17 protein-coding genes are annotated in these 20,324 nt (G+C 73.4%); 9 read left to right on the top strand and 8 right to left on the bottom strand.

Annotated features, from left to right (window positions below; genetic code table 11):
* Window positions 1-551: 551 nt before the first annotated feature.
* Window positions 552-2,417: a chromosomal replication initiator protein DnaA gene (dnaA, locus tag AB0442_RS22735; protein WP_366164855.1), complete on the bottom strand. Its 1,866-nt coding sequence runs from the start codon at window positions 2,415-2,417 to the stop codon at window positions 552-554.
* 402 nt (window positions 2,418-2,819) lie between these two features.
* On the opposite strand from dnaA, the gene rpmH reads away from it, so the two are divergent.
* The 9 genes from rpmH to AB0442_RS22690 all read left to right on the top strand — a co-directional run bounded on the left by rpmH (window position 2,820) and on the right by AB0442_RS22690 (window position 9,552).
* Window positions 2,820-2,957 carry a 50S ribosomal protein L34 gene (gene rpmH, locus AB0442_RS22730; RefSeq protein ID WP_030059672.1) on the top strand — a complete coding sequence of 46 codons (138 nt, stop codon included), beginning with the start codon at window positions 2,820-2,822 and terminating at the stop codon, window positions 2,955-2,957.
* Window positions 2,958-2,978: 21 nt separating this feature from the next.
* Entirely contained in the window at window positions 2,979-3,407 is a 429-nt protein-coding gene (gene rnpA, locus AB0442_RS22725; RefSeq protein WP_344623014.1) for a ribonuclease P protein component, read from the top strand.
* Complete coding sequence (gene yidD, locus AB0442_RS22720) at window positions 3,404-3,718, top strand: membrane protein insertion efficiency factor YidD (protein ID WP_344623013.1); 315 nt, start codon at window positions 3,404-3,406, stop codon at window positions 3,716-3,718. The genes rnpA and yidD overlap by 4 nt, the downstream gene beginning before the upstream one ends.
* Window positions 3,719-3,721: 3 nt before the next feature.
* A complete protein-coding gene (gene yidC / locus AB0442_RS22715) occupies window positions 3,722-4,882 on the top strand; it encodes a membrane protein insertase YidC (protein WP_366164853.1) in 1,161 nt (386 codons plus the stop codon).
* A 151-nt stretch (window positions 4,883-5,033) separates the two neighbouring features.
* Window positions 5,034-5,492: a R3H domain-containing nucleic acid-binding protein gene (locus AB0442_RS22710; RefSeq protein ID WP_344623082.1), complete on the top strand. Its 459-nt coding sequence runs from the start codon at window positions 5,034-5,036 to the stop codon at window positions 5,490-5,492.
* A 136-nt stretch (window positions 5,493-5,628) separates the two neighbouring features.
* Window positions 5,629-6,477: a 16S rRNA (guanine(527)-N(7))-methyltransferase RsmG gene (rsmG, locus tag AB0442_RS22705; protein ID WP_366164851.1), complete on the top strand. Its 849-nt coding sequence runs from the start codon at window positions 5,629-5,631 to the stop codon at window positions 6,475-6,477.
* Window positions 6,478-6,766: 289 nt separating this feature from the next.
* Entirely contained in the window at window positions 6,767-7,735 is a 969-nt protein-coding gene (locus tag AB0442_RS22700) for a ParA family protein (RefSeq protein ID WP_366164888.1), read from the top strand.
* Window positions 7,732-8,817, top strand: a complete 1,086-nt coding sequence (locus tag AB0442_RS22695; RefSeq protein ID WP_366164849.1) for a ParB/RepB/Spo0J family partition protein — start codon at window positions 7,732-7,734, stop codon at window positions 8,815-8,817. The genes AB0442_RS22700 and AB0442_RS22695 overlap by 4 nt, the downstream gene beginning before the upstream one ends.
* Before the next feature lie 117 nt (window positions 8,818-8,934).
* Window positions 8,935-9,552 (top strand): GNAT family N-acetyltransferase, encoded by a 618-nt coding sequence (locus AB0442_RS22690; RefSeq protein ID WP_344623009.1) that lies wholly within the window; start codon window positions 8,935-8,937, stop codon window positions 9,550-9,552.
* 82 nt (window positions 9,553-9,634) lie between these two features.
* Here the strand turns inward: AB0442_RS22690 and trxA are convergent, their stop codons facing one another.
* From trxA to AB0442_RS22655, 7 genes are all read right to left on the bottom strand, one after another.
* Window positions 9,635-9,961, bottom strand: a complete 327-nt coding sequence (gene trxA, locus AB0442_RS22685; RefSeq protein WP_263104408.1) for a thioredoxin — start codon at window positions 9,959-9,961, stop codon at window positions 9,635-9,637.
* Window positions 9,962-10,094: 133 nt separating this feature from the next.
* On the bottom strand, window positions 10,095-11,060 hold the full coding sequence (gene trxB, locus AB0442_RS22680; RefSeq protein ID WP_366164847.1) for a thioredoxin-disulfide reductase: 966 nt from the start codon (window positions 11,058-11,060) through the stop codon (window positions 10,095-10,097).
* 201 nt (window positions 11,061-11,261) lie between these two features.
* Window positions 11,262-12,164, bottom strand: a complete 903-nt coding sequence (locus AB0442_RS22675) for a hypothetical protein (RefSeq protein WP_366164846.1) — start codon at window positions 12,162-12,164, stop codon at window positions 11,262-11,264.
* Window positions 12,161-12,892, bottom strand: coding sequence for an RNA polymerase sigma factor SigM (gene sigM, locus AB0442_RS22670; RefSeq protein WP_366164845.1), 732 nt, complete (start codon window positions 12,890-12,892; stop codon window positions 12,161-12,163). The genes AB0442_RS22675 and sigM overlap by 4 nt, the downstream gene beginning before the upstream one ends.
* A 26-nt stretch (window positions 12,893-12,918) precedes the next feature.
* Entirely contained in the window at window positions 12,919-15,087 is a 2,169-nt protein-coding gene (locus tag AB0442_RS22665; RefSeq protein ID WP_366164843.1) for a protein kinase family protein, read from the bottom strand.
* A 227-nt stretch (window positions 15,088-15,314) separates the two neighbouring features.
* Window positions 15,315-17,669 carry a murein biosynthesis integral membrane protein MurJ gene (gene murJ / locus AB0442_RS22660; RefSeq protein WP_366164842.1) on the bottom strand — a complete coding sequence of 785 codons (2,355 nt, stop codon included), beginning with the start codon at window positions 17,667-17,669 and terminating at the stop codon, window positions 15,315-15,317.
* 41 nt (window positions 17,670-17,710) lie between these two features.
* A complete protein-coding gene (locus tag AB0442_RS22655; RefSeq protein WP_366164841.1) occupies window positions 17,711-20,089 on the bottom strand; it encodes a DUF6049 family protein in 2,379 nt (792 codons plus the stop codon).
* Between the last annotated feature and the right edge of the window lie 235 nt (window positions 20,090-20,324).

Below are 20,324 nucleotides of genomic sequence, written 5' to 3'. Positions count from 1 at the left end.
CATCACGTGACGCCTTTCACACCTGGGGGTGAACATCTACGCCGAGTTGTCGAACTGTGGATACAGCTGTGGAGAACCTGGGGAAAACCGTCCGTCCCCTGGGGACAACCGGTGGACAACCTGATCGGCCGACTGGCGGAACGTCAACTTTCCACACCCTGTGGATAACCGTTGTGCACAAGTCCACAGCCACCTGACCTGCAGGGAAGAGCGTAGCCCGGATGCTCCTGTGGACGAATTCTGGATAACCCGGCGTCCCGGCCCCTGTGGACGGGGGAAAACCCCGCCGTCCTGTGGATTGCAGCGCTCAGCGGCCGACCCGTTCGAATTGCTGGACGCGCGTTCCATTCGGCGCATTTCCCGCCCCTCGCGCCGTCCGGTGGATGCTGCCCCGGCGCGGCGGCGTCCACACCTGCCGCACGGCCCCGTCCAGCGGCCCCGTCCGGCGCCCGTTCCGGGCCGGCCCCGGGGGGACGGCGAGGCCCCGCCGACGGTGCGTCGACGGGGCCCTGGAACGCCCGGCTGCCGCCCCCGCGGGGCGACTCGGGGGATCAGCTCTTGATGCGGTTGGTCAGCTCGGTGACCTGGTTGTAGATCGACCGGCGCTCGGCCATCAGCGAGCGGATCTTCCGGTCGGCGTGCATCACCGTGGTGTGGTCGCGCCCGCCGAACTGCGCGCCGATCTTCGGCAGCGAAAGGTCCGTCAGCTCGCGGCAGAGGTACATGGCGATCTGACGTGCGGTCACCAGCACCCGGCTGCGGGAGGACCCGCAGAGGTCGTCGACGCCGAGGCCGAAGTAGGCGGCCGTCTGCTGCATGATCACCTGCGCGGTGATCTCCGGCCCGGCGTCCTCGTCGCCGCCAGGGATCAGGTCCTTGAGGACGATCCCGGCCAGCTCCAGGTCGACCGGCGCCCGGTTGAGGTTGGCGAAGGCCGTGACCCGGATCAGTGCGCCCTCCAGCTCGCGGATGTTCCGGGTGATCCGGGAGGCGATGAACTCCAGCACGTCGGCCGGGGCGTTCAGCTGCTCCTGGATCGCCTTCTTGCGCAGGATCGCGATCCGGGTCTCCAGCTCCGGCGGGGTGACGTCGGTGATCAGCCCCCACTCGAAGCGGTTGCGCAGCCGGTCCTCCAGCGTGATCAGCTGCTTGGGCGGCCGGTCGGACGACAGCACGATCTGCTTGTTGGCGTTGTGCAGGGTGTTGAAGGTGTGGAAGAACTCCTCCTGCGTGGACTCCTTGCTCGCCAGGAACTGGACGTCGTCCACCAGCAGGATGTCCATGTCCCGGTACCGCTTGCGGAACGCGTCCGCCTTGCCGTCCCGGATCGAGTTGATGAACTCGTTGGTGAACTCCTCCGAGCTCACGTACCGCACCCGCGTGCCGGGGAAGAGGCTGCGCGAGTAGTGGCCGATGGCGTGCAGCAGGTGCGTCTTGCCGAGGCCGGACTCGCCGTAGATGAACAGCGGGTTGTAGGCCTTCGCCGGAGCCTCGGCCACGGCGACCGCGGCCGCGTGCGCGAAGCGGTTGCTCGCGCCGATGACGAAGGTGTCGAAGAGGTACTTGGGGTTCAGCCGGGCCGGCTCGTCCTTGCGGGTGCCGCCCGCCGGCGGGGCCCCGGGCGGCGCGGGCACGCCGGGCGCCGGGGTGCGCTCGGGCAGGGCCGGGGGGCCCGGGGCCGGCGGCGGGGCGACGGGCAGCCGGGCGGCACCGCGGCGCGAGCCGCCGCCGGCCCGCGGCCGGGCCTCGGACGGGTCCGGCCCCAGCACCCCGCCGAACAGGTCGCCCTGCGCGGGGGTGGCGGTCGGCAGCCCCTTCGGCCGGGGCGGCTCGGGCTGCCGCTCGGCCGCGGGCGGAGGCGCCTGCTCGTAGTCGGGGCGGTCCCACTCGGCGGGGGCGGCGGGGCGCTCGCCCCAGGGCCGCTGCTCCTCGGCGTACGGGGCCGGTACCTGCTCGTAGCGGGGGGCGTCGTACCGGTCGGGCCGCTCCGGCTGCTCGTACGGGCGCTCGGGCTGCTGCTCGTACGGCCGGGGCTGGTCGTAGGACGGGGGTGCGTAGCGCTCGGGCTCGCCGTGGTACGGGCGCTCGGACCACTCCTGGCCGGGCTGCGGGCGCGGCGGCTCGGCCGGCTGCGGCTCGGGGGTCGGCAGCGCGTTGGCGTCCACCATCACGGCGATCCGGACGGGCCGGGCGAACTCGTAGGTGAGCGCCTCGGTGAGCTGGGGGAGGAGACGACCCTCCAGCACCTGCTTGGCCCGCTCGTTGGGGGCCGCCAGCAGGGCGGTGTCGTGCATCATCCACATCGGCTGGGTGCGCCGCAGCCACATCTTGTCGCTGTCCCCGACCCCGGCGTCGTTGACCAGCCGCTCGACGACCTTCGCCCAGAGCGGGACGAGATCGCTGTTGACATCAGCCACTGGTGCACGCTTTCTCGTTCCCCGCGGTGGGGGGCTCAGGGGGACTCGGGTGCAGGTCCGATCGATGAACAAACCCGACAAGTCCTGCAACGGTAGTCAGCGGGCAGAGCTGATTCAAGTTGTTGTCCACAGGCTGTGGGCGACGGGCGGCGGGGCTGCCGGTTTGACCCTCCGGGGCGGTGCCGCGTACCGTAACCAGGTCGAGTTGTCGATGGCCGCTGCCGCATGCCCGCGGGTCCACCCGCTTCCACAAGGCGCGCAGCACGGGCGCCGTGGATGGCCCCAACCCCAGCAGACCTGGGCCGTTGGGGTGGATTTCCCGTCGAAGGGGAGATCGCGCGGACGCACGGTGACGGCCAAGCGACGTCCCGTCATCCTACGATTCACCTCAGGAGCCCCCGAGTGAGCAAGCGCACCTTCCAGCCGAACAACCGCCGTCGCGCCAAGACCCACGGCTTCCGGCTCCGGATGCGTACCCGCGCCGGCCGCGCCATCCTGGCCGCTCGCCGTGGCAAGGGCCGCGCCAGCCTGTCCGCCTGATCCGGCGCACGGGTTCTGATCGTGCTGCCCTCCGAGAATCGGCTGCGGCGGCGCCAGGACTTCTCGACCGCGGTGAAACGCGGTCGCCGGGCCGGTAAGCCCCTGCTGGTCGTCCACCTCGACAGAGAGGGCGGCCGGCCGGGGCCGACGGACCGGGAAAGCGACTGCGGCCCGCACGCCGCCGAGGGGCTTCCTTCGGCGCGTGCGGGTTTCGTCGTGAGCAAGGCCGTGGGATCCGCGGTCGTGCGCAATCTCGTGAAGCGTCGCCTTCGTCACCTCGTCCGTGAGCGTCTGCCCCGGCTGCCCGCAGGTAGCCTGATAGTGGTACGCGCGTTGCCCCAGGCGGGGTCGGCGTCGTACATCGATCTCGAACACGACCTGGACGCGGCGCTGCGGCGGTTGCTCCGGGCGGAGCCGACCGGCAGTGCGCCGACGGGAGCAGGGCGATGAAGTACCTGCTGATGGGGCTGATCAGGCTCTACCAGTGGACGATCAGTCCGCTGCTCGGGCCGGTGTGCCGTTACTACCCCTCGTGCTCGCACTACGGGTACGAGGCGGTGCGCCAGCACGGTGCGATCAAGGGGAGCGGTCTGACCGCATGGCGCATCCTGCGCTGCAACCCCTGGTCGCCGGGCGGGGTCGACCATGTGCCACCGCGCAAGCACCCGGTGTGGCACCGCCGGGTCCGCAATCTGCTGAGCCCGAAGAGTGGGACCGCCGGGCCGGAGCCGGTGGCCAATCCTGATGTCCAAGGAGCCTGACCGGTGACGTTCTCCTTCCTTAGCCCCCTCTACACAGCGGTGTCCTGGATCATCGTCCAGTTCCACTCGCTGTACAGCCACGTCTTCGATCCGGACGGCGGCTGGGCCTGGGGTCTGTCCATCGTCTCGATGGTGGTCGTCATCCGGATCTGCCTGATCCCGCTCTTCGTGAAGCAGATCAAGGCGACCCGGGCCATGCAGGCGATCCAGCCGAAGATGAAGGCCATCCAGGAGCGCTACAAGAACGACCGGCAGCGCCAGTCCGAAGAGATGATGAAGCTCTACAAGGAGGCGGGCACCAACCCCTTCTCGAGCTGTCTCCCGATCCTGGTGCAGGCCCCGTTCTTCACGGCCCTCTACGGAGTGCTGGCCTCGGTGGCCGCCGACAAGACGATCGGCGTCATCAACGAGCAGCTGCTGGACAGCGCCAAGCAGGCCCACATCTTCGGTGCCCCGCTCTCGGCGACCTTCCTGGGCAGCAGCGAGCTGAGCGTCAAGATCGTCGTCGCGGTGATGATCGTCCTGATGTCGCTGTCGCAGTTCGTCACCCAGCGCCAGCTGATGACGAAGAACGTCGACCTGACGATCAAGACGCCGTTCATGCAGCAGCAGAAGATGCTCATGTACGTCTTCCCGATCATCTTCGCCGTGATGGGCATCAACTTCCCGGTCGGTGTCCTGGTCTACTGGCTGACCACCAACGTCTGGTCGATGGGCCAGCAGCTGATCGTCATCCGCAACAACCCGACGCCGGGCTCCAAGGCCTTCGCCGAGCGCCAGGCCCGCCTGAAGAAGGCCGGCCGGCTGAACCCGGACGGCTCCGTCCGCAAGGCCCCCTGGCTGGCCGCGCTGACCGGTGGCAACAAGCAGCCCGCGGCGACCGCCGAGGCCGTGGTGGCCGAGACCGTCCAGGTCCGTCGCCAGCAGCCGCGCAAGCAGAGCAAGGCGCAGCGCCAGCAGGCCGCCGGCCACCAGGCGCAGACGACGACCGGCGAGCACGCCGAGGAGCACGTCGCCGACGAGCCGGTGGCGCTGTCCAAGCAGGACGACGCCGTCCCGGCCGGCCACTCCGCGGCCAAGCAGCCCGCCGGCAAGACCGGCCCGCGCCAGCAGCCGAAGCGCGGCGGCCAGGGCGGCGGCCAGCGGCCGAAGAAGAAGTCCTGACCGGCCGACGCCGGTCGACGCGGACCCAGATCTTCCCTCTCGGCCCCACCCGAGGGCCCATCCCCGAAGGAGTCCATCAGTGACGGAAGGCACCACCTCCGCCGTCGAGGTCGAGGCAGGCGCGGAGTCCGGCGAGAGCGTCGTCGCGCGGCTGGAGCGCGAGGGCGACATCGCCGCCGACTACCTGGAGGGTCTGCTGGACATCGCGGACCTGGACGGCGACATCGACATGGACGTCGAGGGCGACCGGGCGCTGGTCTCGATCGTCAGCGACGGCACCGACCGGGCGCTGCAGCGGCTGGTCGGCCAGGACGGCGAGGTGCTGGAGGCGCTGCAGGAGCTGACCCGCCTGGCGGTGCACCGGGAGACCGGCGAGCGCAGCCGTCTGATGCTGGACATCGCGGGCTTCCGGGCCCGCAAGCGGGCCGAGCTGGCCACGCTCGGCGCCGAGGCGGCCGAGAAGGCGAAGTCCACCGGCGAGCAGGTCAAGCTCCGCCCGATGACCCCCTTCGAGCGCAAGGTGGTGCACGACGCGGTCGCGGCCGCCGGACTGCGCAGCGAGTCGGAGGGCGAGGAGCCCCAGCGGTGCGTGGTCGTGCTTCCGAGCTGACCCCGTGCCCTGTCGAGCGACCCCGTCCGCCGCGTGCGGGCGGGGTCGTCGTTCCTTCGAGGGTGGTTCGTACGGCCCGGTTTGCGTGCGGGGCGGGTGTCCGCGTGAGGATGGTGCCTGATGTGGGGTGGATACGGTGAGCGGAGAGGCTGACATGGAGACGGACGGCGTGGCGACCGAGGGCGGCCCGTCGGAGGGCGCACCCGGTCGGGGCACCCCGGTGGAGGACGCCGCTGCCGGCGTTCCGACCCCCGGTGCGGGGCCCGGCGAGCCGCCGGCGGCCGCGGCGGGCATCTTCGGGGACCGGCTGCCGGTCGCGGTGCGGTACACCGAGCTGCTCGCGACGGCCGGGGTGCAGCGCGGGCTGATCGGTCCGCGCGAGGTGCCGCGGCTGTGGGACCGCCACGTGCTGAACTGCGCCGTGCTGGCGGAGCTGCTGCCGGCCAACGCCTCGCTCTGCGACGTCGGCTCCGGGGCCGGCCTGCCGGGCATCCCGGTGGCGATGGCCCGGCCGGACGTCTCGGTCACCCTGCTGGAGCCGCTGCTGCGGCGCACCACCTTCCTGGAGGAGGTGGTCCGCGAGCTCGGTCTGGAGAACGTGACGGTGCTGCGCGGGCGGGCCGAGGAGATGGTCGGCAAGGTCGCGGTGGACATCGTCACGGCCCGGGCGGTGGCCCCGCTGGACCGGCTGGCCGGTTGGGGGATGCCGCTGCTGCGGCCGTACGGCCAGATGCTGGCGCTGAAGGGCGACACCGCGGAGCAGGAGATCGAGGACTCGCGGTCCGCGCTCACCAAACTGGGTGCGGAGCGCTGGTCGGTGATCTCGGTGGGCGAGGGCACGCTGGAGACCTCGACCCGGGTGGTCCGGGTGGAGGCGGGCGAGAGCCCCGGCGGTGTGAGGGCGGCCACTCGGCGGGCCAAGGCGGCCCGGGCCGGCCGCGGCGCCAAGGACGGCGGCCGCGGGGGTGCGCGCCGCCGGCGCTGATCGACCGGTTCCGGAGGTACCGGGAGCGGGTGGCCGTCGGGCCGCCCGCTCCTCGCGTTTGTGCAGGCCGGAGGCGGTGCGCCGGACGGGGATGTCGCCAGGAGGGTGGTATCGGATCGGGGACGGAGTGTCGCACCGTCAGATGTGCGACATTCCGGTCATGGTGTTTCACGTGAAACGACGCTCACTGCTCCCCGGAATCCTCGACCGCGCCATGGCGGTGACTGTTGCCGCTCCGGTTTCACGTGAAACACTGACCCCCATGCAGGACTCCGAGACCATTCACCAGATCGACGACACGCCGATCGCGCGCGCCGCCCAGGCCGCGGTGCAGGCCATCGGGCGGACCGGGGAGGGGCTGCCCAGGCCGGCCAGCACCCGGGTGATCGTGGTGGCCAACCAGAAGGGCGGGGTGGGCAAGACCACCACGACCGTCAACCTGGCCGCCGGCCTGGCGATGCACGGGCTGCGGGTGCTGGTCGTCGACCTCGACCCGCAGGGCAACGCCTCCACCGCGCTCGGCATCGACCACCACGCGGAGGTGCCGTCGATCTACGACGTCCTGGTCGAGGGCAAGCCGCTCGCCGACGTCGTCCAGCCGGTGGTGGACGTGGAGGGGCTGTTCTGCTGCCCGGCCACCATCGACCTGGCCGGTGCGGAGATCGAGCTCGTCTCGCTGGTGGCCCGCGAGAGCCGCCTGCAGCGCGCGATCGCCGCGTACGAGCAGCCGCTGGACTACGTCCTGATCGACTGCCCGCCCTCGCTCGGCCTGCTGACCGTCAACGCCCTGGTCGCCGGCCAGGAGGTGCTGATCCCGATCCAGTGCGAGTACTACGCGCTGGAGGGCCTCGGGCAGCTGCTGCGCAACGTCGAGCTGGTGCGCGCCCACCTCAACCCGGCGCTGCACGTCTCCACGATCCTGCTCACCATGTACGACGCCCGCACCCGGCTGGCGGCCCAGGTCGCGGAGGAGGTCCGGACGCACTTCGAGCACGAGGTGCTGCGGACGGCCATCCCGCGCTCGGTCCGGATCTCCGAGGCGCCCAGCTACGGGCAGACCGTGCTCACCTACGATCCCGGTTCCACCGGTGCGCTCTCCTACCTGGAGGCCGCCCGGGAGATCGCGCTGCGGTCCGCGGAGGGCGGTTTCGCGCCCGGTGCCCCGGCCGGTTACGGTGCGGTCGGGCAGCAGCGGACGGCGGCCGCGGCGGCGACCGCCGCGACGGCACAGCACGGCACGATGGAGGGCAACCGGTGAGTGGTGGGCGCAGAGGACTGGGACGGGGTCTGGGGGCGCTGATCCCGGCCGCCACCCCGGCGGCAGGGGCGCCGGCGGCCGTCCCGGCCGTGACCGCGGGGTCGGCGACCCCGGTGGCCGTGCCGGTCCTGCCGACCGGCCGCGGCACGGTGGCGGCGAAGGCCGCCGCGGAGAGCCTGCGGGAGCTGGCGGGCGAGGCCCATGCGCGGAGCGTTCCGGAGGCGGCGCTGGCGCCGGTGAACGGGGCGCGCTTCGCCGAGCTGCCGCTGGACGCGATCACGCCCAACCCCCGGCAGCCGCGCGAGGTCTTCGACGAGGCGAAGCTCGACGAGCTGGTCACCTCCATCAAGGAGGTGGGCCTGCTGCAGCCGGTGGTCGTCCGGCAGACCGCCCCGGAGCGCTTCGAGCTCATCATGGGCGAGCGCCGCTGGCGGGCTTCCCGGGCGGCTGGCCTGGAGGTGATCCCGGCGATCGTCCGGGACACCGAGGACGACAAGCTGCTGCTGGACGCGCTGCTGGAGAACCTGCACCGGGCCGAGCTGAACCCGCTGGAGGAGGCGGCCGCCTACGACCAGCTGATGCGGGACTTCGCCTGCACCCACGAGGCGCTGGCCGACCGGATCGGCCGCTCGCGTCCGCACGTCTCCAACACCCTGCGGCTGCTGAAGCTGTCGCCCGCGCTGCAGCGCCGGGTCGCGGCCGGGGTGCTGAGCGCCGGCCACGCCCGGGCGCTGCTGCGGGTGCCGGACGCCGAGCGGCAGGACGCGCTGGCCCAGCGGATCGTCGCGGAGGGGATCTCCGTGCGGAGCACCGAGGAGATCGTCTCGCTCATGGAGCGGGAGGAGAAGCCGAAGAAGGCCGCCGCCCCCAAGGCCGGGCGGATCCTCTCGCCGGCCTTCGACGACCTGGCGGGCCGGCTCTCCGACCGGTTCGAGACCCGGGTGAAGGTCGAGGTCTCGCAGCGCGGCGGCAAGCTCGGCAAGGGCAAGGTGGTGCTGGAGTTCGGTTCGGTCGAGGACCTGAACCGGATCCTGGACAGCCTCGCCCCGGGCGAGGAGGGGCTGCGGCTCTCCCAGGGCTGACCGGAGGCTCACCGAGAAGCGGACGAGCGGGTGCATGTTTCACGTGAAACGTGCACCCCTCGCGTTTTTCGGAGCAAGCTCGTGGTGTGGGACCGAGCCGGAGGAGGTGTGTGGGGCGTGGGTCGCAGGCTCGCTCCGCTGACGCTGGACAACCTGGCCGACCTGCCGGACGGCTGCCGCTCGTGCGTGTTCTGGGAACTCGACCCGGTCAGCGGACGGGCAGCGGTGGACGGGGGCAAGGGGGAGCTGGAGAAGGAGGGGTGGATCTCGGCGGTGCTGCTGGAGTGGGGCTCCTGCGGACGCATCGTCTACGTGGACGACGTCCCGGCGGGCTTCGTGCTCTTCGCACCGGCGGCGTACGTGCCGCGCTCGCAGTCGTTCCCGACCAGCCCGGTGTCCTCGGACGCCGTGCAGCTGATGGTGAGCCGGGTGGTGCCCGGCTACCAGCGGCAGGGACTCGGCCGGGTGCTGGTCCAGGCGGTCGCCAAGGACGTGCTCCGCAGGGGCTTCCGGGCGATCGAGGCGTTCGGGGCGGTGGGCCGCCCGACGCCGAGCTGCGTGCTGCCCGCCGACCACCTGCTGGCGGTGGGCTTCAAGACCGTACGGCCGCACCACCGCTACCCGCGGCTGCGGCTGGAGGCCAGGAGCACGCTGTCCTGGCGCAGCGACGTCGAGGGGGCGCTGGAACGGCTGCTGGGCGGAGCCCGGAAGGAGCCGGCGCTGCGGCCGTTCTGAGCGGTGCCGGAGGTGGCCGGGAAACGCCGGAGGGCCCCCGGATCGTCCGGGGGCCCTCCGCGGCCGGCAGGCGGGCGGCGACTCAGATGAAGTCGGCCAGCTCGCGCAGCAGCGCGGCCTTCGGGCGGGCGCCGGTGATGGTCTTCACCAGCTCGCCGTTCTGGTACACGTTGAGCGTCGGGATCGAGATGACGTTGTAGGCGGCAGCGGTCTCCTGGTTGTTGTCGACGTCGAGCTTGGCGATGGTCAGCTTGTCGCTGTGCTCGGCGGCGATCTCCTCCAGGATCGGAGCGACCTGGCGGCACGGGCCGCACCAGGTGGCCCAGAAGTCGACCAGGACGGGCTTGTCGCTCTTGAGCACCTCGGCGTCGAAGGTCGCGTCGGTCACGGTGATGGTGGCGCCGGCCACGGAACTCTCCTTGGGGTCACGGACGAGGCGGTGCCTCGCCGCCCGGGCGGCGGCTCGGCACCTTCGGTAGGGACAACAACCGCGAGGGCTGTTCTGTTTCGGGGGCCTTCGAGGCCTCGTGGCCTCGGCGGCGTCAGACCGCGACGGCCGCGGCCTGGGCCTCCAGGTCGGCGAGCGAGGCGAGGTAGCGCTCGGCGTCCAGGGCGGCGGAGCAGCCGGTGCCGGCGGCGGTGATGGCCTGGCGGTAGGTGTGGTCGACCACGTCGCCGGCGCCGAAGACGCCGGGGATGTTCGTCCGGGTGGAGGGGGACTCCACCTTGAGGTAGCCCTCGGCGTCCAGGTCGAGCTGGCCGGTGAAGAGCTCGGTGCGCGGGTCGTGGCCGATCGCGATGAACAGGCCGGTGACCGGCAGCTCGCGCAGCTCGCCGGTGGTGGTGTCGCGCAGGGTGAGGCCGGTCAGCTTCGGGTCGCCGTGGATCTCCTGGACGGCGCTGTCCCAGGCGAAGGTGATCTTCGGGTCGGCGAAGGCGCGCTCCTGCATGGCCTTGGAGGCGCGCAGGCTGTCGCGGCGGTGCACGACGGTGACGCTGCGGGCGAAGCGCGAGAGGAAGGTGGCCTCCTCCAGGGCGGTGTCGCCGCCGCCGACCACGGCGATGTCCTGGTCGCGGAAGAAGAAGCCGTCGCAGGTGGCGCACCAGGAGACGCCGCGCCCGGACAGGACGTCCTCGCGGGGCAGGCCCAGCTTGCGGTGCTGGGAGCCGGTGGCGACGATCACGGCGCGGGCGCGGTGGACGGTGCCCTCGGAGTCGGTGACGGTCTTGACGTCGCCGGTGAGGTCGACGGCGACGATGTCGTCCGGGACGAGCTCGGCACCGAACTTCTCGGCCTGCGCGCGCATGTTGTCCATGAGCTCGGGGCCCATGATGCCGTCGCGGTGGCCGGGGAAGTTCTCGACCTCGGTGGTGTTCATCAGCGCGCCGCCCGCGGTGACGGCGCCCTCGAAGACCAGCGGCTTCAGGGAGGCGCGCGCGGTGTACAGCGCAGCGGTGTATCCGGCGGGGCCGGAACCGATGATGATCACGTTACGGACGTCGCTCACTGCATCTCCTGGTTCGCTTCGCGACCCGCGCTGGGGCGGGGAGGGCGGTCCTGCTCCGCCGCCCGGGACAACGACTGACCAGTCTCCCGCATTCCCGGGCCCGGCTGTGTCACATGCCCGCACTGTGGGAGCGGATGTTCCGATGGGTGGCCGTTCCCGGTACCCGATGCCGGGTGTTCCGGGTCGGGGCGGCCGGCCCGGTCAGCCCGCGGGGACCGTTCGGTGGAGCACGACGCCGGGGGCCGAGCAGTCCGGGGTGATCAGGTAGACGTCCAGCCGGTCGGAGCCCTCGGGGTACACCAGGGCGGTGACGGCCGTGGAGCCGTACCGGCCGCCGGCGACGGCGAGCGGTGTCCGGTCGCCCTGCCCGGTGAGGGCCGCGGCGCAGGACGGCGCACCGGTGCCGGCGGGGGATCCGTCGCGGTCCGGCTGGGCGAGCCCCTCGGGCGTCTTCGAGCTGCCGGGGGCGGCAGGGGCGGCGCGGACCAGCTGCTGGGCCTGGGCCGCCAGGGTGCCGTCCTGGAAGGCGGTGCCCGCGGTGAGCGCGGGCTTCTGGGCGGAGCCCGCGGCGGGCCGGGCGGCGCTGTCGGCGGGTGCCCCCGTGGTGCCGCCGCCGGTCGTGGAGAGCGGGAGCAGCAGCGCGCCGAAGCCGATCGCGGCGGCGGCCGTGACGGTGGCCAGCAGGAGGCGGGCGCGGCGTCGGGGGCGCCGCTCGCGGCCCGGTCCGCCGTTGCCCGGCCGGGTGCCGCCGGCCGGCCGTCCGGCGGGGGGCGAGGCGGCACCGGGACCACCGGGAGCTGTGGCGGGGCGGTCGGCAGCCGGCGTCGTGGCGGCGGCCGGTTCGGTGCGGGCCGCGGCCAGGGCGGCGTCGATCCGTTCGGCGACGTCGGCGGGCATCGGCGGCGTCTCCACCTCGCCCAGCAGCTCCCGCACCTCGGCGAGGGCCGCGAAGGTGTCCGCGCACTCGGCGCAGCCGGCGAGGTGGCGCCGGAGGGCCGGTTCGTCGGCGGGGTCGGTCAGCTGCTCGGCGAGGTCGGCCAGTACCTCGACGTCCGGGTGTCCGGGGTCCGGGGCGGACGGCGTGGAAGGCGGGTGCGGCGTCATCGCTTGGTCGCATCTCCTTCCACCATGCTGCGGCGCCCGGCGGCGTCCGTAGCTGGGACGGTGCGGGTGCCGGACGGGTTCCCGCGGGGCGGCGTTTCACGTGAAACATCCGTACGGGTGCCGCGGGCCGGGCCGTCCTCCTCCGCCGTTTCACGTGAAACGGCGTCGCCGCGCAGATGGCGGACCAGTGGCAGCAGACGGGCCCGACCACGGGCGCAGCGGCTCTTCACCGTGCCGACCGGTACGCCCAGCACCTCGGCCGCCTCGGCGACCGGGTACCCCTGCATGTCGACCAGGACGAGGGCGGCCCGTTGCTCGGCCGGCAGGGCGGTCAGTGCCTCGGCGACCTCGCGGCGCAGTTCGGCGCGGACCACCACGCTGTCGGTGGCCTCGGCGCTGCCGAGGGCGGCGTCGAGGCGCTGCGGGTCCTCGTCCAGCGAGCCGGCGCGGCGGGAGGCGGCCCGGCGGGCCCGGTCGAGGCAGGCGTTGACCACGATCCGGTGCAGCCAGGTGGTGACCTGGGAGCGCCCCTGGAAGGTGTGGGCGGCGCGGAGCGCGGAGACCAGGGCGTCCTGGAGGGCGTCGGCGGCCTCCTCGCGGTCGCCGAGGGTGCGCAGGGCGACCGCCCACAGGCGGTCCCGGTGGCGCCGGAAGAGGAGGCCGAAGGCGTCCGGGTCCCCGGCCGCGTGCCGGGCCAGGAGATCGGCGTCGGACGGCTCCTCCGCCATGTCCGCCACCCCCTGTCCGTCCTCGCTCAGCCGTTGACCGTGATCTCGGCCACCTGGCCCTTGTAGTCGCTCCCATCGTTGGGGATGGCGGTCAGCCAGATCAAGAGGAAGCGGGTGGTGACCGGCTTCTTGGGCTTCAGCTGGAGCTCGTTGCTGCTGGTGCCGGAGGCGATCGCGTCGCCGAAGCTCTCGAAGCCGGCCTTGCTGGTCTGCGGGGCCGAGGTGGCGCCGGGCAGCGCCTTCAGCTCGACGGTGTGGGCGCCGCCGGCGAGCTTGACGACGACCGAGCCGACGGGGCGGGCCGAGCCGAGGTCGAGCAGCAGACCCGTGCCGGGCCGGTAGCCGCCGCCGAACGGGTCGTTGTAGCTCTGGGTCGTCCAGGCGGTGTCGGCCTTGCCGTCCTTGAGGAGCGGCAGCGCCGAGGCGTGCTCGTCCTTGCGGTCGCCGAAGGCGTTGAACGAGGTCGGGGTGTAGTCGAGGGTGACGCCCGAGAGCGGCGCACCGGACTGCTGCTGGGCCGGCGGAGCGCTGGACTGCTGGGCCGGCGGGGCGTCGGCCTGCCCGTTCTTCGACTTGTTCAGGTACTCGACGCCCTGCCAGGAGCCGACCACGATCGCGGCCAGTGCCACCAGCGAGGCGGTGGCCCGCAGGACGGTGCGCACCAGCCGACGGCGGCGCCGGGGTCGTGGGGCCGGCACGGGGTCCGGGTGGGCGGTGTGCGGCGGTCGGGAGTGCGGGGGCTGGAGCACGGCGGTGTGCGCGGCCGCGCCGTGCTGGGCCGGCTGCGGCTGGGGCTTCGGCTTGGCGGTGAACGCCGGGGCCGGCTGCTCGGGCTGTCGGACCTTGGGCATGAGCGCGATCGCCTTGGCGAACTGCTCGGGGGTGGTGATCGGGTCCTGGTGGTGCGGGGGGTGCTCGCACAGGGCCCGGGCGGCCAGCTCGGACAGGCCCTTGTGGACGCCGGCCCGGACCTGGTCCGGCGGCACGCAGCCGAGGCTCTTGGGCATGCCCCGCAGGTCGTAGCGGTCCTCGGGGTACGGCCAGCGGTGGGTGAGCGCCGCGAACAGCAGGGCGCCGATCGCGCGGGTGTCGGTGCGCTCGGCCTCCTCGGTGGGCAGACCGCGCAGGGCGGCGTCCACCGCGATGCCGTTGATCCGGTACTGGCCGGTGTCGGTGCGCAGCACGCAGCGCGGGGTGAGCCGCAGGTGGGCCTGGCCGCGGCGGTGGGCGGCGGCGACCGCGTCGGTGACCTGACGGACCATCTGGTACGCGTCGTAGGGCTCCATCGGGCCGTCGGCCAGCAGGTGGGCCAGGTCGGAGGCGTCCGGCAGCCACTCGCGGACGACGTAGACCAGGTCGCCCTCCTGGACGGCGTCGAGGACCTGGACGAAGCGCGGGTCGTTCAGCAGGGCGGCGGCACGGGCGGCGGTCAGCACCGCCTTGGCACGCCGGTGGCCGGCCGCCATCAGGTGCACGCCGACCGCGCGGCGGAGCTTCTCGTCGACCGCGCGCCAGCTGCTGAAGGTCTCCGACTGGGTGATGCACTCCTCCAGCCGGTAGCGGCCGCCGATCTTGTCGCCGCTGTGCCGCAGGGGGGCCGGCTTGGCGGCCGGGAGGGTGCCGGTGTCGGCGTCCAGGGTCTCGGTGCTGACGACGGGTCGGTCCTCGCGGGCCGGGGCCTGCGGGGCGGGGCGGCCGGAGCGGGAGGGGCGGCGGGCCGGGGCGGCGGCTCCCCGGGCGGTGAGTTCGGCGGCGAGCTCGGCGGCGGAGAGCTGGGCGGTGGACTCCCCGGCGTCGTCCGCGTCCGCCGCGTCCGCCGTGTCCGAGGCGGTCGCGGGGGCACCGGTGGCATGGTCGGCACCGGAGGACCCGGAGGCGGGCTCACGGGCCGTCACGGCCGCCTCGACGGCCTCGGAGGCGGCCTTGCCGACCTCCGTGCCGTCGGCGTCGTCAGCGGCCCCGGAGGGCTGCTGAGCGGCCTCGGAGGGGCTCTCGGGGCCCTTGCCGCGGGTGGTGGCTGCGGCGGGGGCGGAGACGGCGTCAGAGGCGTCCGAGGCGGCGTCAGGGGTCCCGTCCGTGGAGCCGTGCCCGTCGGCCGCGGTGCCGTCCTCGGGCTCGACGTCCTCGATTGCCATGGCCAGCGCCGCCCCGTCCGCGACGGACGTGTCGACGACCGCCTTGGTGCCATCAGCCACCGTGGTCCTGCCTCCCCTTAGTTCCGGCCCGGTCCTGGGAATCCGGTCTGCCCGTCCGCCCGGCCGCCGGGTCCGCCAGGACAATTGTGCCCACTGATCCTCCCCTGGTACGACCGCTGGGCCGCCCGACCGGTTGCGCAATCATCCGCGATCCGGTGGACGGCCCGTCATCGGGGTCCCCCTCGGCGCAGCCGCTCGGGCCGCGCCGGGTTGACGTCATGTCATGCTCAGCGGCCGAGCCGGCTGCGCACCATGCCGAGCATCGCGTTCAGCTCCTCGATGCGCATCCGCCGGGCGACCAGCAGGAAGGTACCGGTCTGCACCGAAGCGGCGAGCACCAGGGTCAGCACCCCGGCCGGCCAGCCGTCCAGCAGGTCGAGCATCACCAGCTCGACGGCGAGCCCGAAGGCTGCGGCCGGCAGCGAGGCGATCGCCAGACGGACGTAGGTGCGGCCGATCCGGCCGGTGTCCAGGCCGCCGATCCGGGCCTTCAGCCGGGGCACCGCGACGGCGACGCCGACCGCGTACGAGGCGCCGTAGCAGAGCGCCATGCCGGTGACCGCCCACTGGGCGGGCAGCACCAGCCAGCAGAGCACCGCGGTCGCGGCCTGGCAGGCGGCCACCCAGACGGTGTTGGAGAACGGGGTCCGGGTGTCCTCGTAGGCGTAGAAGCCGCGCAGCAGCACGTACTGCACGGAGTAGGGGATCAGGCCGAGCGCGAACGCCGACAGCATGTAGCCGATCGACAGGGCACCGTGGGCGGACGAGCCGCCGTTGCCGAGACCGTAGACGGCGTAGCCGATCACCGGGCCGAGCGAGAGGAAGAGGAAGGCGGCCGGGACGATCGCCACCGCGGAGGTGCGCAGTCCGTACGACAGGTCGTCGCGGACGGCGCCGCCGTCGTGGTCGGCGGCCGCCCGGGAGAGCCGGGGCAGCACCGCGCTCATCACCGAGACCGTCACCACGGCCATCGGCAGCTGCCAGATCAGCAGCGCGTTGGAGTACGCCGCGAGGCCGACGCCCAGGTGGCCGTCCTCCTCGGCCGCGGCGCCGGCGGCGGTGGCGAGCTGGGTGACGACCAGGAAGCCCGCCTGGTTGGCCAGCACGAACAGGAAGGTCCACTTGGCCAGCCGGGCGGCCTTGCCCAGGCCGTGGCCGCGCCAGTCGAAGCGGGGCCTGAACGAGAACCCGGCGGCCCGCAGGTAGGGGATCATCGACAGCGCCTGGACGGCCAGGCCCAGCAGGGTGCCGACGCCGAGCAGCCGGACGCCTTCGGGGGCGATCGTCTGCGGCGTCACCTGGCTGTGCTGGAAGGTGCCGTAGACCCAGATGTAGGCGCCGAAGGTGGAGATCACCACCAGGTTGTTGAGCACCGGCGTCCACATCATCGCCCCGAACCGGCCGCGGGCGTTGAGGATCTGGCCCATCACCACGTGCACGCCCATGAAGAACATGGTCGGCAGGCAGTACCGGGCCAGGGCGACGGTGGTCTCCGCACTGGCGGGGTCGCGCATCAGCGAGTGCGAGATCAGCTGCACGAGCAGCGGCGCGGCGATCACGGCCACCGCCGCCACGCCCGCCAGCCCGCAGACGACCAGGGTGAGCAGCCGGTTGGCGTAGGCGGTGCCGCCGTCCTCGTCGTTCTTCATGCTGCGGACGAGCTGCGGCACGAAGACGGCGTTGAGCGCGCCGCCGCCGATCAGGATGTAGAGCAGGGTCGGCAGGGTGTTGGCGGCGTTGTACGAGTCGCCCATGGTGCCGACGCCGATCGCGGCGGCGATCACCATCGTGCGCAGGAAGCCGGTGCCGCGGGAGACGAGCGTGCCGGCGGCCATCAGCGCACTGGAGTTGACCAGGCCGGTGACCCTGCCCGCCGCCGGGGCGGGCACGGTCGTGGGCGGGGGAGCGGCCGGCGGGGCCGCGGGCGGCGGGGCCGCGGGCGGTGGAGCGGCGGGCGGTGGGGCGGCGGAGGTGTCCTGGGGGCCGCCCTCGGCGAGCGCCTCGTGCAGGCTCGCCTCCTCCGCGGTGAGCGGCGGGTCGAACTCGATCGCCGGGACGAAGGGCAGCGGCTCGGGGGCGCTGCGGTCGCCGCTCAGCAGCGCGTCGACGCCCAGGTAGTCGGCGGCCTCGGCCTCCGCCTCGGCCTCCGCCCGGGCTTCGGCATCGGCCCCGGTCTCGCCGGCCCCGTCCGCGTCGGGGTCCGCGTCGGGGTCCTCGTCGGCCGTGCCGCCGTCGTCCCCGCCGCCGTCGTTCCCCTCGTGGCTCCCGCCGTTCCGGGCGGGCGGCTCCGCCGCGGTCGGCACCGGGGTCCCCGCCCAGTGCGGGACGGGGGCGCCGAGGACCGCCGGCTGCGCCTCGGCGGGCTGGGGGCCGGGCTGCGGCGGCAGGGCCGCGGCCTCGGCGGCGGCCAGCCCGTACGGATCGTGCTCCGCCGCGCTGCCGAAGGCGTCGCCCGCGTGCGGATCACGGGCGTAGGTGTCGTCCACGTACCAGTCGGTGGCGGGTTCGGCGGCCTTCGGCCCGCCCGTGCTGCCGGGGCCGCCCCGGCCCTGTGCTCGCTCCTCGCGCGGACCGCTGCTCATGCCACCTCTTCGCTGGTCGGTGGAGCCCGGACGGGGTTCCCTCAGTGACCAACCTTCTCATCACCGGTGGCCCGATCCCGGGCATCTGAGGCGCTCTCCGGCGTGGAGTCGGACGGCTCCCCGGCACCCTCCGGGCCGGCCGCGCCGACCGCTCCCGCGGCGCTCCCCGGGGCGGTCTCCGCGGTGCCGTCCGCGGGCGCCGAGTCGTCGGCCCCGGCCTCGGTGTCCTCGGGCTCCAGCAGCCGCTCCGGGTCGAGGTCGACCTCGCCGGCCGCGGAGCGCTTCTTGCGTTGCAGCGAGAACCGGACGCCGGCCAGCGCCATCAGCACCACACCGCCGCCGATGACGTACATGACACCGCTCGCCACCGAGGTCACCTCGACGGTGAAGGACACCGCCTGGCCGTACGGCTGCGCGTTCGGCCCGGTCGTCCACAGCTGGGCGGTCATCTGCACCGGTCCGTTGACCTGCGCCTCGGCCGGGAAGCGGAAGGTGCGGCTGGTGGTGCCGTCCAGCACCACGGTCGCCGGCTGGCCCACGTTGAGCCGGTTCACCTGCGCTGAGGTGACCCGCAGTTCGAGGTTGCCGACCGCCTGGTTGAGGTCGTTCTTGACGCTCACGAGCAGGATGGCGTTGTCGCCCGGCAGCGTGATCGAGCTCTTGGCGGGCACCTTCACCGCCGTGGTGAGGTTGTCCAGGTAGCTCCGCACGCCGTTCCGGTAGGCGGCGGACGCCTCGGCGTGGTCGCGCCACTGGGTGGACATCGAGCGGACCATGGCGGCGTTGAACGGGCCGCGCACCCGCTGCGGCTGGGTCAGGATCTGCAGCAGCTGGTCCAGCCCGGTCTGCACGCCCATCACCGAGCCCAGTGCGGCCGAGGAGAGCTCGGAGCCCCGCAGCTCGCCCGGGTAGTCGCCCGGCACCGAACCGTTGGCCTCCGGGTCGGCGGCGGCCGTGGCCACCGCGTCGAGGCGGGTGGGCGCCACCCAGCCGTTCGGCTGCGCCGCCGCGTGCAGGGCGTCGGCGAGCGCCTCCGCGGTGCCCACCGTCAGCGTCCGGGAGGGCATCACCAGCAGGCTGCGCTGGTCGTCCGGGCGCTGCTGGGTGATCGTCATCGTCTCGGCCAGGAAGCGCTGCTGCGCGAGGCTCTGAGCCTGGTCGGAGTCGAGGTCGCCGGAGAACAGCGAGGAGAGCACCGGGTCGGCGACCACCGCGGTCTGGCCGTTGCCGATCGGGCGCACCGCGTTCGGCGTGTAGGAGAGCGAACGGGACTCCGGCATGCTCGACCCGTTCACCAGCAGCAGGTCCTCGCCGGCCGTCCGGGCGACACCGGCGGTCGCCTGGTCCAGCCGTCCCAGGAACGGCCAGGCGACGTTGCCGCTCACGTCCACCGACAGCCGGCCCTCGGCGGTCACCTTGCCCGCGGTGGAGGCCTTGCGCAGCGCGGTGTCCATGCCCGCCAGCCCGTTGCCGTTGTGCGCGATCGAGGCGAGGTCCGGGTCGGCGTACGGCAGCGCCACGACCTGTGAGCCGTTGGCGGCCACCGCGGTGCGCAGCTGCGCCAGCCAGGCGGCGGCGACGTTCTGGCCGGTGCCGGCGACGGTGTTCTCGTCCTTGGCGGACTCGCCCGCCGTGCCGGGCTTCTGCACCCGGTACGGCTTGGTCATCGCGTACACCGTGTCCAGCAGGTCCGGGTCGACCACCCAGGTCAGGTTGGGCAGGGTCTGGCCGATGCTCACCAGCTTGCCGAGCCGGCCGTCCGGCGCGAGCTCGGTCGCCAGGCTGTCGTCCCGCAGCACCGGCATCTGGTCGTTGTCCGGCATGGTCTGGGCGACCAGCTCGGGGGCGTGGGTGATCGGCCACAGCGTGGCGATCCGGGTCTGCTTGCCGCTCGGCGCCGTGTTGAACGGCAGGAAGGTGCGGGCGATGCCGAGCGGGTGGTCCTCGTCCGCGTCACGGACGTCCACCGCCAGCTCGTACACGCCGGCCGTCCTGAGCCCGAGGTCGGCGGTCGACACCTGCAGGGTGTACGCCCGGGACTGGCCGGGCGCGAGGTCGCCGAGGTCGGCCTTGTGGCCGGCCAGGACGGTGCCGTCCTTGCCGGTCGGCCCGGTGCGCCCGGCGACCAGGTTGATCGCGCTGCGGGTGTCCAGCTCCTCCTTGGGGGAGCGCAGCACCACGTGCGCGGCCTTCACCGTGGACGAGCCGGCGTTGGTGACCCGGCCGGTGACCGTCACCGTGGCGTTGTCGCCCGCCACCGGCGCGGAGAGCGAGTCGATCTGCACGGTCGCCGGGTAGTCCGGGGAGGCGGCCGGGAAGCCCGTCCGGGCCGGGGCCGCGGCGGTGGCGTACGGCGCCGCGGACAGCAGGACGGTGCCGCCGGCCAGCACCGCGGCCAGGCGGCGCGCCGCCCGTCCCACGCGTCCGTACGCTGTCAGGCCGTGCCGCGCCTCGCCCACGTGCTGTGCCCTCGCCGTTTCTCGATCGAATGAGTGGATAGCCATGACCATCGCGGACCCGGCCGGAGGCCTCGCCGGCGCCGGGCAGCCCCGACCGACCGGAGCACCCGCGGGCGCCGCCCGCACCGGGCTCTCCCCGGCATGGTAACGACGTGTCCGAGCGACCGGTGGTGCGGGCCGCCGACTGCCCGGAGGA

It is taken from the genome of Kitasatospora sp. NPDC085895 (genome assembly GCF_040702125.1).
Taxonomy (GTDB): domain Bacteria; phylum Actinomycetota; class Actinomycetes; order Streptomycetales; family Streptomycetaceae; genus Kitasatospora; species Kitasatospora arboriphila.
This window is presented reverse-complemented; position numbering and strand designations above follow the sequence as displayed.

Excerpts from the sequence above, each read along its gene's own strand:
- yidD (WP_344623013.1), top strand. The coding sequence starts at position 3,404 with ATGAAGTACCTGCTGATGGGGCTGATCAGGCTCTACCAGTGGACGATC.
- AB0442_RS22675 (WP_366164846.1), bottom strand. The coding sequence starts at position 12,164 with ATGACGCCGCACCCGCCTTCCACGCCGTCCGCCCCGGACCCCGGACAC.
- sigM (WP_366164845.1), bottom strand. The coding sequence starts at position 12,892 with ATGGCGGAGGAGCCGTCCGACGCCGATCTCCTGGCCCGGCACGCGGCC.
- murJ (WP_366164842.1), bottom strand. The coding sequence starts at position 17,669 with ATGAGCAGCGGTCCGCGCGAGGAGCGAGCACAGGGCCGGGGCGGCCCC.